Origin of the sequence: Variovorax sp. LjRoot175, from assembly GCF_964253805.1 — a bacterium.
Taxonomy (GTDB): Bacteria; Pseudomonadota; Gammaproteobacteria; order Burkholderiales; family Burkholderiaceae_C; genus Variovorax.
This window is the reverse complement of sequence record NZ_CAXURY020000001.1, coordinates 1,450,221-1,463,525: the sequence shown is the minus strand read 5'-3', so window position 1 is coordinate 1,463,525 and position 13,305 is coordinate 1,450,221. Positions and strand designations below refer to the sequence as shown.

Sequence of the window (13,305 nt, the reverse complement as noted above, 5' to 3'; positions counted from 1 at the left end):
ATTCACCTGCTTACCAACGCTTGCCGGACTGGTTGTCCAGCAGCGGCTTGACCCTTGCCGAAATAGCTTCGCGGGCCCGGAAAATCCGCGAGCGTACGGTACCGATCGGACAATTCATCACCTCGGCGATCTCTTCGTAGCTCATGCCTTCGATCTCGCGCAAGGTCACCGCCTGCCGCAGCTCGGCCGGCAGCGCTTCCATTGCAGCTTCGACGGCGGCCGCGATTTCGTTGGCGGCCATGACGGATTCGGGCGTCTCGTCGCTGATTGGTTCGTTTCCGGGCCGGTAAGTTTCATCCTCGTCCTCAGAAGACGAACGCAATGCGCTCTCAGAAACGGTCGGATCGCGTTTCATGTCCACCAGGGCCTTCTTGGCGGTATTGACGGCGATGCGGTAGAGCCAGGTGTAAAACTGCGCCTCGCCCCTGAACTGGTGCAGGGCGCGGTAGGCGCGGATGAAGGTCTCCTGCGCGATGTCCTCTACCAGGTTCACGTCGCGCACCATGCGGCCGATGAGCCGTTCGATCCGGCGCTGGTACTTGATGACGAGCAGTTCGAAAGCCTTCTGATCGCCTGCGATCGTGCGCTGGACCAGTTGAAAGTCGACCTCCCCGGGCCTCACCTCTGCAGGGGGCGCATCGGTCAAGCCGGTGTCGGGCGGCACGGGCGGTGGAGAGGCTGTCATGAAAGAGGATGGTGCGAGCCGGATGCCGCTGGCTGCCGGGACTCGGCAACCGGGCCGGCCAGCGGGGCGCGCGAATATACCGCACGGCGCAGATCCTGCCAGCGCTCCGGCAGAGTGCTCCGGTCGAGCCAGACCCAGCGTCGCACACGACGCGCTTCGGTCAGGCACAGGAGCAGCGAAAATTGGAAATCCAGGGCGACTTTCACCCCCGCTCGCAACCCCGCAGAGTCCGCAAGCGACCAATGCCGGCCGTCGAAGCTCAGTTCCGTGAACGCGGTGCGTCGCAGCGTGCTCCGCCATGCCGCAGCGCCGGCCCCGACGACGCTGAGCGCCAGCAGCCCGATCCGCCAATCCGGGTCGTCGAGCCGATAGCACGCTGCGGCCGCGCAGCACGCGCCGCAGGCCCAGATGATCGAGAGCAACCGATCAGCGTTGCGCGAACGGCCCACCGGATAACTCACCGATGGGGCGTCGTGCATGGGTCAAGGAAAATCAAGCGCGCTTGAACACCAGCGTGCCGTTGGTGCCGCCGAAGCCGAAGTTGTTCTTGACCGCGACGTCGATCTTAAGATCGCGCGCCTCATTGGCGCAGTAATCGAGATCGCACTCCGGATCTTGATTGAAGATGTTGATCGTCGGCGGACTTTTCTGGTGATGCACAGCCAGCACGGTAAACACCGACTCGATGCCGCCGGCACCGCCGAGCAAGTGGCCGGTCATCGACTTGGTCGAGTTCACCACCAGCTTCTTGGCATGGTCGCCAAAAGCATTCTTGATCGCATTGGTTTCGTTGATGTCGCCGATCTGCGTCGAGGTGCCATGCGCGTTCAGGTATTGGACCTGATCGGCGTTGACGCCCGCATTCTTCAAGGCCATGTCCATCGAGCGGCGGGGTCCGTCGACATCGGGCGCGGTCATGTGGAAGGCGTCGGCGCTCATGCCGAAGCCGGACACTTCGGCGTAGATCTTGGCGCCGCGCGCCTTGGCGTGCTCGTACTCCTCGAGCACCAGTACGCCGGCACCCTCACCGAGCACGAAACCGTCGCGGTCGCGATCCCAGGGGCGCGACGCCGTGGCCGGATCTTCGTTGCGGGTGGACAGTGCGCGCGCCGCGGCAAAGCCCCCGATACCGAGCGGCGACACCGTGGATTCCGAGCCGCCTGCAATCATCACATCGGCATCGCCGTACTCGATCATCCGAGCAGACGTACCAATCGCATGCAAACCGGTCGTGCAGGCAGTGACGATCGCGATGTTCGGGCCCTTGAAGCCATATTTGATGGACACGTGGCCGGAGATCATGTTGATGATCGATGCCGGCACGAAGAACGGCGACACGCGGCGCGGGCCGCGGTTGGTCAGTTCGCCGTGCGTGGCCTCGATCATGGGGAGTCCCCCGATCCCTGAGCCGATGTTGCAGCCGATGCGAACGGCTTCTTCATAGCTCAGGGCCTCGCCGGTCGGCAAGCCGCTGTCCTGCACCGCCTGGATCGCAGCAGCGAGCCCGAGATGGATGAAGCGATCCATGTGGCGCGCTTCCTTCTCGGGAATGTATTGCGTGATGTCGAAGCCCTTGACCTCGCCCGCGAACTTGCAGGCAAAGGCGCTCACATCGAACTTGGTGATGGTGTCGACGCCCGACTTCCCGGCCAGCAGATTGGCCCAGGACTCGGCGACAGTGTTTCCGACAGGGGCAATGCAACCAAGCCCAGTGACGACGACGCGGCGTTTGGTCATGCCGGCAAACCTTTCTGGAAGCACTGAGGCCGTTGTGCGGCGCGTGCAGGCTTGGAAGCCGCGGGCCGGAACGGAAACTCAGCGTGGCCGATATCAGGCCTTTTGATTCTTGGTGGCGTAGTCGACGGCGTTCTGGACAGTCGTGATCTTCTCGGCGTCTTCATCCGGGATCTCGATGCCAAATTCGTCTTCGAGTGCCATCACCAGTTCGACCGTGTCGAGCGAGTCAGCACCGAGGTCCGCCACGAAAGCCTTTTCATTGGTGACCTGGGACTCTTCAACGCCGAGTTGTTCGGCAATGATTTTCTTGACACGTGCTTCGATATCGCTCATTTGGTTCCCTCTGAGGGTTGTAGGTAATCGGTGGATTTTAGCCGGCCGCATTGTGGCATCCGCCCCAAGGCCGTACGGTAAAAGAATTGCGCTACTGCGCTTACATGTGCATGCCGCCGTTGACGTGCAGTTCCTGGCCCGTCACATAGGAGGCCTGGGGCGAAGCCAGGTAGGCAACGGCATGCGCGATGTCAGCCGGCTTGCCCAGGTGGCCGAGCGGGATCTGCGACAGCAGCGCCTGCTGTTGCGCCTCGGGCAGGCTGGCGGTCATGTCGGTCTCGATAAAGCCCGGCGCCACGCAGTTGACCGTGATGCTGCGGCTTCCGAGTTCGCGTGCCAACGCGCGCGTCATGCCCGCCACGCCAGCCTTGGCGGCCGCATAGTTGGCCTGGCCGGCGTTGCCGGAAGCGCCGACGACGCTGGTGATGCTGACGATCCGGCCGTAGCGCTGCTTCATCATGGGGCGGATCACCGCACGGGAAAGACGGAAAACGGCCTTGAGATTGGTGTCGAGCACCGCATCCCAATCCTCATCCTTGAGGCGCATGGCGAGCATGTCGCGGGTGATGCCGGCGTTGTTGACCAGCACATGGATCGCGCCATAGGTCTTGACGATCTCGTCGACCAGCGCTTCGACCGCCGGCCCATCATTGACGTCGAGCGCACACCCCCGCCCGCCATGGGCGGCGAGCGCGGCCGAGATCCTGTTCGCGCCTTCTTCGGTGGTGCCGGTCCCGATGACCATGAGACCGCGCTGGGCCAGTTCGAGCGCGATCGCCGCACCGATACCGCGCGAAGCGCCGGTGACCAATGCGACCTGGCCTTCGAATTTTGGAGTGCTCATAGAAGAATAATGTTGGAGCCCGGCGTTCAGCCGCCGAGCAGTTGTCTTGTTTCTGCGAGCGTTGCCGGGTCATACACCGAGGCCGCGGCGAGCTCGGGCGCAATGCGTTTGATCATGCCGGCAAGCACCCTGCCGGGGCCACATTCAACGACGACCTCCACGCCACGCGCCTGCAAGGCCTGCACGCTTTCGACCCAGCGCACAGGACCCGCCGCTTGGCGCACCAACGCGTCGCGAATCCGGGCCGGGTCGGTTTCGACCGCCACGTCGATGTTGTTGAGCACGGGGATCTGGGGCGCGGCCAGGCTGAGCGATGCCAGCCGCTCTTCCAGCGCTTCGGCGGCCGGCTTCATCAGGCTCGAATGGAAAGGCGCCGACACCGGCAACGGCAGTGCCCGCTTGGCGCCCTGGGCCTTGAGCACTTCGCAGGCCTTTTCGACCGCGGCCTTGCTGCCCGCGATCACGGTTTGCATCGGATCGTTGAAGTTCACCGCTTCGACGATTTCGGCGCTGCCGGTGCCGAACGAGGCTGTCACTTCGGCACAACCTGCTTTCACCTTGCCGGCATCCATGCCGAGGACCGCCGCCATGGCACCCGCCCCCACGGGCACGGCCTGCTGCATGGCGCGGGCGCGGAAACGCACCAGTGGCGCCGCCTGCGCGAGCGTCAAGACGCCGGATGCCACCAAGGCGGAATATTCGCCCAGCGAATGACCGGCAACGACCGAGGGCTTGGCGCCGCCTTCCGCCAACCAGGCCCGCCAGGACGCGATGCCGGCGACCAGCATCACGGGCTGCGTATTCGTAGTGAGCGCCAGCGCCTCCTTGGGGCCCTCGTGGATCAAGCGCGAAACATCTTCATCCAAGGCATCGGATGCTTCCTGCAGGGTCTCGGTCACGGCCGGATGGTCGCCCCATGCGTCGAGCATGCCGACCGCCTGCGAGCCCTGGCCGGGAAATACGAAAGCGAAGGATTTCATTGTTTTGCGTCTCCAATCGCGCGCGACTGCCCTCTTCGGGGGCAACGCGCTGCATTACATGGTCAACAGGACTGCGCCCCAAGTGAAGCCGCCGCCAACGCCTTCCAGCATCACCGTATCGCCCTTCTTCACCTTGCCTGCGCGCACCGCCTCGTCCAATGCCAGGGGGATAGAGGCCGCAGAGGTGTTGCCATGCTCGTTGACCGTCACGATCAGCTTCTCGAGCGGCAGCTTCAGCTTCCGCGCGGTGCCTTCCATGATGCGGATGTTGGCCTGATGGGGAATCAGCCAGTCGATGTCGGCATCGGTCTTGCCCGCCTTCTGCAAGGTGGCGCGTGCGGCCTCTTCCAGCACGCGCACGGCCAGCTTGAAAACAGCCTGCCCGTCCATGTGAAGCAGCGGCGTGCCGAGCACGTTGCCGCCCGAGACGTGGCCCGGCACGCAGAGGATGCCCACGTGCTTGCCATCGGCATGCAGGTCGCTGGCAAGAATCCCGGGCTCGTCGCTGGCCTCGAGCACCACGGCGCCGGCACCGTCACCGAACAGGACGCAGGTGGTGCGGTCGTTGAAGTCGAGGATGCGCGAAAAAACCTCAGCGCCGACGACCAGCGCGCACTTGGCGCTTCCGGTGCGGATCATGGCGTCGGCCACCGTCATCGCATAGACGAAGCCGCTGCACACCGCCTGTAGGTCGAATGCAGGACAGCCCGCGATGCCCAACTTGTTTTGAAGAATGGCTGCCGACGACGGGAACACCATGTCAGGGGTCGAGGTCGCGACGATGATCAGATCGACCTCGCCAGCACTGCGACCAGCCGCTTCCAGCGCATTCTTTGCGGCTTCCAGCCCCAGTTCGCTGCTCGTGACTTCGGGTGCGGCGAAGTGCCGAGCGCGAATGCCCGTGCGCTCGATGATCCATTGATCAGAGGTCTCGATGCCACGCGTGGCCAATTCGCGGGCGAGGTCGTCGTTGGTCACTCGGCGCGGGGGCAGGTAGCTGCCGGTGCCGGTGATGCGGGAAAAAGGAGTCATCAAACGTGGAGCGCCGCCGTGTCGACCGGCGTCGCCGGTTCTTGTCGCGCGAGGAGTGGCGCGGCGTGGGCGATGCGGGCCCGCACGCGATCGAGCAGGTTGTTGCGAGCGGCATCATAAGCGCGATCGAGCGCATGACCGAAGGCCACTTCGTCAGCCGAGCCATGGCTCTTGAAAACGAGTCCGCGCAGGCCGAGCAAGGCCGCGCCGTTGTACCGCCGATGGTCGAGGCGGCGTTTGAGGGCCTTTAGAACCGGATACGAGACGATCGCAGCAAATTTGCTGAAAATACCGCTGGAATACTCGATGCGAAGGAAGTCGACGATCATCGAAGCCACGCCCTCGGTGGCCTTCAATGTGACATTGCCAACAAAACCGTCACAGACGACGATGTCGGTCGTCCCTTTGAAAATGTCGTTACCCTCGACGTTGCCGTAGAAGTTCAAATCCTGGGAATTGGCCGCTTTCCGAAGCAATTGACTTGCTTTTTTGATCGTTTCGCTGCCCTTGATCGCCTCTTCCCCGACATTGAGAAGTCCGACGGACGGCGACTCGTTGCCTGTCAGGGCGGACACCAGCGCAGAACCCAACACGGCGAACTGCAACAGATCTTCAGCATCACAATCCACATTGGCGCCGAGATCGAGCACCGTTGTCGCCCCGCCCTTGCTGTTCGGAAGCTGAGGAGCGATGGCCGGCCTGTCGATACCATCCAAGGTCTTGAGCAAGTAACGAGCGATCGCCATCAAGGCGCCGGTGTTGCCAGCAGAAATCGCGGCCTGCGCGGCGCCGTCCTTCACTTGCTGAATCGCGACGCGCATCGAAGAATCTTTTTTCTTGCGCAGCGCGATCTCAATCGGGTCGTCCATTCCGACCACTTCGCTGGCGGGAATGACTCGGGCACGCGGATGCGAGAAGCCGGCCAGCGCTGCCGGGGCACCAACCAGCAGCAACGACGCTTCGGCGTGGCGATCGAGAAATGCGCGGCAGGCCGCAAGCGTGACGCGCGGACCGTGGTCTCCCCCCATGCAATCGACGGCAAGCGTGATTGCGGAGGGGGCAGGAGCGAATTCGGAAGGCGTGACCATCAAAACAAAGGCCCGACGCTACAACAAAAGTAGCTTCGGGCCTTTGGCCTTGAAACTGGGATCAGGCTTCAGACTTGGTCTTGAGCACCTTGCGGCCGCGATAGAAGCCGTTCGGGCTAATGTGGTGGCGCAGATGCGTTTCGCCGGTGGTCGGCTCGACGGCAATGCCGGGCACGCCCAAAGCATTGTGGGAACGGTGCATGCCGCGCTTGGACGGCGACTTCTTGTTTTGCTGGACGGCCATGCTGGCTCCTGAAAGTATTCGGGTGAGTGGGTAAGCACGCGGGGCGGCCGTGAGGCCCTGCAGAACGCTCTAACGTCGACGGCGGCGCGCGTGAAGCCCATGATTATAGCCTAAGCTGAATAAGGAGCGCCAGCTCGATGTTTCGAGGCCTACTCCGGCTTGCGCGAACGCAACGCGCCGAGCACTGCGAAGGGATTCGGACGCGCGGCCTCGGCCGCCTCGAAATCGGGATCCGCAGCCGACAGCCGCACCGGCTCGGGACAACGTTCGTGCCGCGGTGTGACCGGGATTTCCATGAGGAGTTCATCCTCGATCAAGGCATGGAGGTCGAAATCGCGGCTCGCGACCAGAACGTCCTCCTCGGAATCCTCGTCTTCGGCCGCTGCAATGGCTTCGTCTGCCGCGAAACGAAACCAGCGATCGACTTTCAGTTCGACTTCAACCGGGGTGAGGCAGCGCTGGCAGACCAGGGCCACCGTGGTCTGCGCCTCCAGGTGCAGCCAGGGGACCGGCGCTCCATCGGGACCATCGCGGCGGGCGCCTTCGGCCTGCCAGCGCACGCTCGCGTCGGTGGCCGGGGCGGCCACTTCAGCGCTCAAGCGCTGATAAGTCTGAAGGGGCTCGTTTCCCGAAACGGCAGCGGCCGCCTCGGCAAAGCCGTTCACGTCGAGCCGGCCTGGGGCAAATTCTCTGGTCATCGGCACCAGTCTAAACCGCTCGCGCACAATCGTGGCCCATGCAACGCACTGTGATTCTTGCCTCGACCTCGCGCTATCGCCGCGAGCTTCTTGCACGCCTGCACCTGGCCTTCGATGTCCAAGCACCCGACGTCGACGAAACACCGATGGCAGGCGAGGCGCCGCGCGCGTTGGCGGAACGGCTGGCGCTCGAAAAAGCGATGTCGGTGGCCCGCCAATTCCCTGAAGCCGTGGTGATCGGCTCCGATCAGGTGGCCGACCTGGCTGGCGAGCCATTGGGCAAGCCCGGAGATCACGCCCGCGCCAGGGCCCAATTGCGGCGCATGCGCGGCCAGACGCTGATATTCCAGACGGCCGTCGCCGTGGTGTGCCAGGCGACGAGCTTCGTGCAGCGCGATCTGGCGCCCGTGCGCGTCGTGTTTCGTGAGCTCAGCGATGCGGCGATCGATACCTATCTGCGCGCGGAACAGCCCTACGACTGCGCGGGAAGCGCAAAGAGCGAGGGCCTTGGCATTGCTCTGCTCGAAGCCATCGACAGCGACGATCCGACGGCCCTGGTGGGCCTGCCGCTGATTCGTACAGCCAACATGCTGCGCGCCGCCGGCGTCGACCTCTTGTGAGCAAAGGCAAGCTCTATCTGGTGCCTGCACCGCTGGATTTCGGCTGTGAGGCTGAGGTGCCGCTGCAGGACGTGCTTCCGCTCGGCACGCTGCAGATCGCGGCTGGGATCACGCACTGGATCTGCGAGAACGCGAAATCGGCCCGCGCCTATCTCAAGCGCATCGACGCGGTGGCGCCGCTTGCTGCGCCGCTGCAGGCCCAGCAGATCCAGGAACTGCCGCGCGAGGTTCACAAGAAGGGAGACCACGCCGGCCAGTTCGATGCCCGACCACTCCTTTCCGCCGCGCTCGAAGGCAAGAACATTGGCCTGCTCAGCGAGGCCGGCATGCCTGCCGTCGCCGACCCGGGATCCTCCGTGGCACGGGCCGCGCACGAACTGGGCATCACCGTGGTGCCGCTTACCGGCCCGGTGTCGCTGCTGCTCGCACTTGCGGCGAGTGGTCTCAATGGCCAGAACTTCGCTTTCGTCGGCTACCTGCCGCAGGACGCCGAGGCACGCGCGCAACGCATCCGCGAGCTCGAGGCACTCGCACTGAGGACCGGCCAGACGCAGCTTTTCATCGAAACGCCCTACCGCAATACAGCCCTGCTGCAGGCGCTCGTGCAGACGCTGCAGCACAACACGCGGCTCGCGGTGGCGCGCGGACTCACGCTCGCGGCCGCGAACGTGCGCAGCGATACGGTGAAGAGCTGGCGCGCCAAACCATTGCCGGCCGACGAGCGCACGCCCGCGGTGTTCGCGATCGGGCGCTGATCTTGTCGGGCCCTCCCTCCGCCCGCATGCGCTGGGCTTCGCGCGCGCAATTCTTCGGCTCGGGTTTCATCTTCGCGACCTGGGGTGTTCATATCCCGACTGTGAAGATCCACTACGGCGTCGATGAAGCGGCGCTCGGCCTGGCCATGCTCGCCGCCGGCGTCGGCGCCTTGCTGGGCCTCACACAGGCGAGCCGCTGGATCGGCCGCCATGGCGCCCGCGGCACCGCCGGCCTGTGCGGCGCGATCTATGCGCTGCTGCTGGCCGGCTTGCTGGTGATGCCCAGCTATGGCGCGCTGCTGGGCTTGCTCGCCGTGTTCGGCATCCTCACCGGCGTCTTCGACGTGGCGATCAATACCGAGGCCGCGCAGCTCGAGCTGCGAGACGGCCATCCGCTGATGAGCGGCATGCACGGCATGTTCAGCCTGGGCGGCATGGCGGGTGCCGTGACCGGCGGCGCAGCGCTCGCCGCTGGGATGGCGCCTCAATCGCACTTGACGCTCGTCGCCGCGGCGATGGCGCTATCGATCGCCCTCTTCTGCAGATGGATGTTGCCGAAGGAGGCGACCACGTTCACCAGCACGGGCGACGGCTTTCGCCTGCCGCGCGGCGCGCTGGCCATCCTCGGCGTGCTAGCCGCGCTGGGGCTGATTGCCGAGGGCGCGATCTACGACTGGAGCGTGCTCTATCTGAAGCAGGAACTGGGCAGCCCCCAGCAGCAAGCCGCGCTGGCCTACGCCAGCTTTTCGGCGGCGATGGCCGCCACGCGCTTCGCCGGCGACGCGATGCGGGCGCGTTTCTCGCCGGCGCTGCTGCTGCGCGGCAGCGCCTGGCTGGCGGCCGCCTCCATGACGCTGGTCCTGCTGGCCGACGCACCCTGGCTGGCCTTGATCGGATTTGCAGGCGTGGGCATCGGTTTCGCCAACGTGGTGCCGATCCTCTTCGCCGCGTCGGCGCGCGTCCCGGGCGTCGAGCCGGCACGTGGCATCGCCGCGGTATCGGCAGCGGCCTACCTGGGCTTCATGGCCGGACCGCCGGTAATCGGCTTTCTGGCCCAGCTCAGCTCGTTGACTGCTGCGCTCTATGTCGTGGTGGCCTTTGCCGCAGCGCTCGCGGCATCGGCGCGCTACGCGAATCCGGCCTGATTCAGCGCAGCGCCGGCGCGGTTCGCAGCGCCCGAACCGAAGCGTCGCCGAGGGCAGCGCCGAATTTCTTGGCGAGCTTCTCGGCCACGTTCTCCCGGCGCGTGTAGTCGATCACTTCCTCGGCCTTGATCACTTCGCGCGCAACGAAATCGACGTTGCCGAGCTGATCGGCCAATCCGAGCTCCACGGCCTGCTGGCCGCTCCAGAACAGGCCGCTGAACAGGCCGGGCGTATCGACCTTCAACCGGTCGCCGCGACCCTTCTTGACCACATCGATGAACTGCGCGTGGATCTGCTCGAGCATCTTCTGCGCGTGCACCCGCTGCGCATCGCTCATCGGGCTGAACGGATCCAGGAAGCCCTTGTTTTCGCCGGCCGTCAAGAGCCTGCGCTCCACGCCGACCTTGTCCATGAGGCCGGTGAATCCGAAACCGTCCATCAGCACGCCGATGCTTCCGACGATGCTTGCCTTGTCGACGAAGACTTTGTCGGTCGCCGCCGCGATGTAGTACGCCGCCGACGCGCAGGTCTCCTCGACCACCGCGTAGACCGGCTTTTTGTGCTTGGCCCGCAGGCGCTTGATCTCGTCGTTGATGATGCCGGCCTGCACGGGGCTTCCGCCCGGCGAATTGATCAGCAGAACGACACCCTTGGCGCCGTCGTCCTCGAAGGCGCTCTTCATCGCCGCGATCACGAACTCCGCACTCGCGTCGCCGCCATTGGCGATTTCGCCCTTGATTTCGACTACCGCCGTGTGGGCCGTGGTCTTGGCAGTCGTCGGCGTGCCGCGGGACATGGCCAGCCACACCAGAAAAATGAAGAAGACGAGCCAGCTCAGACGAATGAAGGTCTTCCAACGACGCGTGGCCCTTTGTTCGCGCAGCGAGGCGAAGGCCAGTTTTTCGAGTGTGGCGCGCTCCCAGTTGGGTTGCTGCGTCGGATCGTTCTTCGACATGCTTCGGGGAGGCGCGGCGCGCTCGAAAGGCTCGAAACCCTCAGGTTCCGTGCGGTTGGAATCGGTCATTTCAGAAAACCAGAGGTTGGAGGTTCCAGGCAGTATGCCAGTGCACCACTCCGTCCCGTTCGCTCAAGGCGATCTTCACCAGGCCGCCGCGACAAGGACCGCCGGCGCACTCGCCGGTGTCCGGCTTGTAGACGGCGCCGTGCGTCGCGCACAGCAGCCATTGACCGCTGTCGTCGAAGAAGCGATCCGGTTGGAAATCCAGCTCCATCGCGACGTGGCTGCAGCGGTTGAGGTACGCGTGCGGCTGGCCTTCGTAGCGAATGGCAAAGGCCCGGCATGTCTGGCCGCCGTGCACCACATCGAAGGCAACGGCGCGGCCGCCCTCGACCAGGTCGGCCGCATTGCACAGCGGGATGCATTCGCTCATGCGCGGATTTTCATGCGTTCTCGAGAAGCCATTGCGTCAGGCCGGACACCGAGTGCGCCACATGCAGCGGCTTCAGCACGTCGAAGCTGTCCGGCTCGTGCGCGCCATAGCTCACGCCCACGCTCGCGCAGCCGGCGTTGAGCGCGAGCTGCAGGTCATGCGTGGTGTCGCCGATCATCAAGGTGCGATCGGCCGGCGCGTCCAGCTCTTCCATCAATTCGAGCAGCATGCGCGGATGCGGCTTGCCAAAGGTTTCGTCGGCCGTTCGAGAGGCGTCGAAGCGGTCCCGCAGCGCGACGGTGGCGAGCGCCTCGTTCAACCCCCGCCGCGATTTGCCCGTGGCCACGGCCAGCTTGTGGCCGCGCGCGTGGAGCGCATCGAGCATCGGCAGGACGCCGTCGAAGAGCACCAGGTCGTCTTGATGCTGCAGGTAGTGATAGCGGTAGCGCGCGCCGAGCTCGGCGTACTTCTCCTTCGGTACATCGGGTGCGGCGCGGGCCAGCGCTTCGGCAAGGCCCAGGCCGATCACCCATGCGGCGTCGTTCTCGTTCGGCTTGGCGCCGCCGACGTCGACCACCGCGGCCTGGATGCAGCGCACGATGAGTCGCGTCGAGTCATAGAGCGTGCCATCCCAATCGAAAGCGATCAGGTCGAAGCGGCGGGGACGAATGTCAGTCATGTGTGAGAGGCTGTCGAGGGGTGGGCAGCGAGCGCATCGAGCGCAGCCTGCGGCATCAGCGCATGCAGTTCCGGCGGCAAGTCAGCCTGCAGCGCCATGCGCTCTCCGCTCGCGGGGTGGGTGAACTGCAGTCGCCAGGCGTGCAGGAACATGCGTTTGAGTCCGAGCTTCTGCAATGCGCGATTGCGCTCGAAGTCGCCGTACTTGTCGTCGCCCGCGATCGCATGGCCGCCGGAGGCGAGGTGGACGCGAATCTGATGCGTGCGACCGGTCTTGATCGTAACGGCGAGCAGCGAAAAGGAAGCAGCGTCCGCCGGGAGGGCGACGCGAGCCAGGACTTTCACCAGCGTCACGGCGCGCATCGCGTCGGGATGGTCCTTGGCCACCACGCGCACGCGCCGCTCACCCGGCTCAGCCGAGCCGGCCTGACCCGGCAAAAGGTACTTGGCGAGCGGCGCATCGAGCACCTTCTTGTTCGCGGGCCAGCTGCCTTCGACCAGCGCCAGGTAGGTCTTGCCGGTCTCGCGCTCGCGAAACTGGTCTTGCAGCGCCGTCAGCGCGCTTCGCTTCTTGGCAACCAGCAGGATGCCCGAGGTCTCGCGGTCCAGCCGGTGCACGAGCTCGAGAAAGCGCGCCGCAGGGCGCGCGGTGCGCAGCTGCTCGATCACGCCGAAGCTCACGCCGCTGCCGCCGTGAACCGCGACGCCGGCCGGCTTGTCGATCGCCAGCAAGGCATCGTCCTCATACAGCAAAGGGAATTCGCGCGCGGGTGCGGGCGGCAGGCCGCCCTCTGCCCCCCGTGCCGACACCCGTACCGGCGGCAGCCGCAACACGTCGCCTTCCGCCAGGCGGGTTTCGGCCTGCACGCGTCCTTTGTTGATGCGCACCTCGCCCGACCGGATGATCCGGTAAACATGGGTTTTGGGCACCCCCTTGAGCTGCCGGAACAGGAAATTGTCGAGTCTTTGGCCCGCAGATTCCCCATCGACCGTCAGAAAGCGAACTTCTGCTGCCGCGGGGCTTGGCTTCGCACCTATAATGTTTTTCACCAGCGCGGTCTTGTAAGTGCTTGAT

17 protein-coding genes are annotated in these 13,305 nt (G+C 64.9%); 3 read left to right on the top strand and 14 right to left on the bottom strand.

The window, feature by feature from the left end:
- Positions 1-10: 10 nt before the first annotated feature.
- The 10 genes from rpoE to ACSQ89_RS07280 form a co-directional block, all read right to left on the bottom strand.
- The gene (rpoE, locus tag ACSQ89_RS07325; RefSeq protein WP_093106594.1) at positions 11-685 is read right to left on the bottom strand and encodes an RNA polymerase sigma factor RpoE; all 675 of its coding nucleotides are present in this window, start codon (positions 683-685) and stop codon (positions 11-13) included.
- Positions 682-1,164, bottom strand: coding sequence for a hypothetical protein (locus tag ACSQ89_RS07320; protein ID WP_093106596.1), 483 nt, complete (start codon positions 1,162-1,164; stop codon positions 682-684). Before ACSQ89_RS07320 ends, rpoE begins: the two co-directional genes overlap by 4 nt.
- A 13-nt stretch (positions 1,165-1,177) precedes the next feature.
- Positions 1,178-2,422, bottom strand: coding sequence for a beta-ketoacyl-ACP synthase II (gene fabF, locus ACSQ89_RS07315; RefSeq protein ID WP_093106598.1), 1,245 nt, complete (start codon positions 2,420-2,422; stop codon positions 1,178-1,180).
- Positions 2,423-2,515: 93 nt separating this feature from the next.
- The gene (acpP, locus tag ACSQ89_RS07310) at positions 2,516-2,755 is read right to left on the bottom strand and encodes an acyl carrier protein (protein WP_007830471.1); all 240 of its coding nucleotides are present in this window, start codon (positions 2,753-2,755) and stop codon (positions 2,516-2,518) included.
- 100 nt (positions 2,756-2,855) lie between these two features.
- Entirely contained in the window at positions 2,856-3,599 is a 744-nt protein-coding gene (fabG, locus tag ACSQ89_RS07305; RefSeq protein ID WP_093106600.1) for a 3-oxoacyl-ACP reductase FabG, read from the bottom strand.
- 26 nt (positions 3,600-3,625) lie between these two features.
- Positions 3,626-4,579, bottom strand: a complete 954-nt coding sequence (gene fabD / locus ACSQ89_RS07300; protein WP_436292598.1) for an ACP S-malonyltransferase — start codon at positions 4,577-4,579, stop codon at positions 3,626-3,628.
- Between the two features lie 54 nt (positions 4,580-4,633).
- The gene (locus tag ACSQ89_RS07295; RefSeq protein WP_436292597.1) at positions 4,634-5,611 is read right to left on the bottom strand and encodes a beta-ketoacyl-ACP synthase III; all 978 of its coding nucleotides are present in this window, start codon (positions 5,609-5,611) and stop codon (positions 4,634-4,636) included.
- Positions 5,611-6,699: a phosphate acyltransferase PlsX gene (gene plsX / locus ACSQ89_RS07290; protein WP_093106606.1), complete on the bottom strand. Its 1,089-nt coding sequence runs from the start codon at positions 6,697-6,699 to the stop codon at positions 5,611-5,613. Before plsX ends, ACSQ89_RS07295 begins: the two co-directional genes overlap by 1 nt.
- A 61-nt stretch (positions 6,700-6,760) precedes the next feature.
- Positions 6,761-6,943, bottom strand: a complete 183-nt coding sequence (gene rpmF, locus ACSQ89_RS07285) for a 50S ribosomal protein L32 (protein WP_028248601.1) — start codon at positions 6,941-6,943, stop codon at positions 6,761-6,763.
- A gap of 149 nt (positions 6,944-7,092) precedes the next feature.
- Positions 7,093-7,641, bottom strand: a complete 549-nt coding sequence (locus tag ACSQ89_RS07280) for a YceD family protein (protein WP_436292596.1) — start codon at positions 7,639-7,641, stop codon at positions 7,093-7,095.
- Between the two features lie 38 nt (positions 7,642-7,679).
- On the opposite strand from ACSQ89_RS07280, the gene ACSQ89_RS07275 reads away from it, so the two are divergent.
- Genes ACSQ89_RS07275 through ACSQ89_RS07265 form a run of 3 tightly spaced genes read left to right on the top strand, consistent with a single transcriptional unit; the run spans position 7,680 to position 10,161 of the window.
- Complete coding sequence (locus ACSQ89_RS07275) at positions 7,680-8,261, top strand: Maf family protein (RefSeq protein ID WP_436292595.1); 582 nt, start codon at positions 7,680-7,682, stop codon at positions 8,259-8,261.
- Positions 8,258-9,016: an SAM-dependent methyltransferase gene (locus tag ACSQ89_RS07270; protein WP_093106615.1), complete on the top strand. Its 759-nt coding sequence runs from the start codon at positions 8,258-8,260 to the stop codon at positions 9,014-9,016. Before ACSQ89_RS07275 ends, ACSQ89_RS07270 begins: the two co-directional genes overlap by 4 nt.
- A 26-nt stretch (positions 9,017-9,042) precedes the next feature.
- Entirely contained in the window at positions 9,043-10,161 is a 1,119-nt protein-coding gene (locus ACSQ89_RS07265) for an MFS transporter (protein ID WP_436292594.1), read from the top strand.
- 1 nt (position 10,162) lies between these two features.
- Here the strand turns inward: ACSQ89_RS07265 and ACSQ89_RS07260 are convergent, their stop codons facing one another.
- From ACSQ89_RS07260 to ACSQ89_RS07245, 4 genes are read right to left on the bottom strand one after another with little or no spacing between them, the layout of a single operon-like run.
- Positions 10,163-11,185 (bottom strand): S49 family peptidase, encoded by a 1,023-nt coding sequence (locus ACSQ89_RS07260; protein WP_436292593.1) that lies wholly within the window; start codon positions 11,183-11,185, stop codon positions 10,163-10,165.
- Position 11,186: 1 nt separating this feature from the next.
- Positions 11,187-11,552 carry a Rieske (2Fe-2S) protein gene (locus tag ACSQ89_RS07255; protein WP_093106624.1) on the bottom strand — a complete coding sequence of 122 codons (366 nt, stop codon included), beginning with the start codon at positions 11,550-11,552 and terminating at the stop codon, positions 11,187-11,189.
- A 10-nt stretch (positions 11,553-11,562) separates the two neighbouring features.
- A complete protein-coding gene (locus ACSQ89_RS07250) occupies positions 11,563-12,231 on the bottom strand; it encodes an HAD-IA family hydrolase (protein ID WP_093106627.1) in 669 nt (222 codons plus the stop codon).
- A complete protein-coding gene (locus ACSQ89_RS07245) occupies positions 12,228-13,280 on the bottom strand; it encodes an RluA family pseudouridine synthase (RefSeq protein ID WP_436296153.1) in 1,053 nt (350 codons plus the stop codon). The genes ACSQ89_RS07250 and ACSQ89_RS07245 overlap by 4 nt, the downstream gene beginning before the upstream one ends.
- Between the last annotated feature and the right edge of the window lie 25 nt (positions 13,281-13,305).

What these genes read in the sequence shown, in the direction of transcription:
- ACSQ89_RS07265 (WP_436292594.1), top strand. Translation starts at nt 9,043, where the DNA reads ATGCGCTGGGCTTCGCGCGCGCAATTCTTCGGCTCGGGTTTCATCTTC.
- rpmF (WP_028248601.1), bottom strand. Translation starts at nt 6,943, where the DNA reads ATGGCCGTCCAGCAAAACAAGAAGTCGCCGTCCAAGCGCGGCATGCAC.
- ACSQ89_RS07275 (WP_436292595.1), top strand. Translation starts at nt 7,680, where the DNA reads ATGCAACGCACTGTGATTCTTGCCTCGACCTCGCGCTATCGCCGCGAG.
- plsX (WP_093106606.1), bottom strand. Translation starts at nt 6,699, where the DNA reads ATGGTCACGCCTTCCGAATTCGCTCCTGCCCCCTCCGCAATCACGCTT.
- ACSQ89_RS07255 (WP_093106624.1), bottom strand. Translation starts at nt 11,552, where the DNA reads ATGAGCGAATGCATCCCGCTGTGCAATGCGGCCGACCTGGTCGAGGGC.
- fabG (WP_093106600.1), bottom strand. Translation starts at nt 3,599, where the DNA reads ATGAGCACTCCAAAATTCGAAGGCCAGGTCGCATTGGTCACCGGCGCT.
- ACSQ89_RS07295 (WP_436292597.1), bottom strand. Translation starts at nt 5,611, where the DNA reads ATGACTCCTTTTTCCCGCATCACCGGCACCGGCAGCTACCTGCCCCCG.
- ACSQ89_RS07280 (WP_436292596.1), bottom strand. Translation starts at nt 7,641, where the DNA reads ATGACCAGAGAATTTGCCCCAGGCCGGCTCGACGTGAACGGCTTTGCC.
- ACSQ89_RS07320 (WP_093106596.1), bottom strand. Translation starts at nt 1,164, where the DNA reads ATGCACGACGCCCCATCGGTGAGTTATCCGGTGGGCCGTTCGCGCAAC.
- ACSQ89_RS07250 (WP_093106627.1), bottom strand. Translation starts at nt 12,231, where the DNA reads ATGACTGACATTCGTCCCCGCCGCTTCGACCTGATCGCTTTCGATTGG.
- ACSQ89_RS07260 (WP_436292593.1), bottom strand. Translation starts at nt 11,185, where the DNA reads ATGACCGATTCCAACCGCACGGAACCTGAGGGTTTCGAGCCTTTCGAG.
- rpoE (WP_093106594.1), bottom strand. Translation starts at nt 685, where the DNA reads ATGACAGCCTCTCCACCGCCCGTGCCGCCCGACACCGGCTTGACCGAT.
- fabD (WP_436292598.1), bottom strand. Translation starts at nt 4,579, where the DNA reads ATGAAATCCTTCGCTTTCGTATTTCCCGGCCAGGGCTCGCAGGCGGTC.
- fabF (WP_093106598.1), bottom strand. Translation starts at nt 2,422, where the DNA reads ATGACCAAACGCCGCGTCGTCGTCACTGGGCTTGGTTGCATTGCCCCT.
- acpP (WP_007830471.1), bottom strand. Translation starts at nt 2,755, where the DNA reads ATGAGCGATATCGAAGCACGTGTCAAGAAAATCATTGCCGAACAACTC.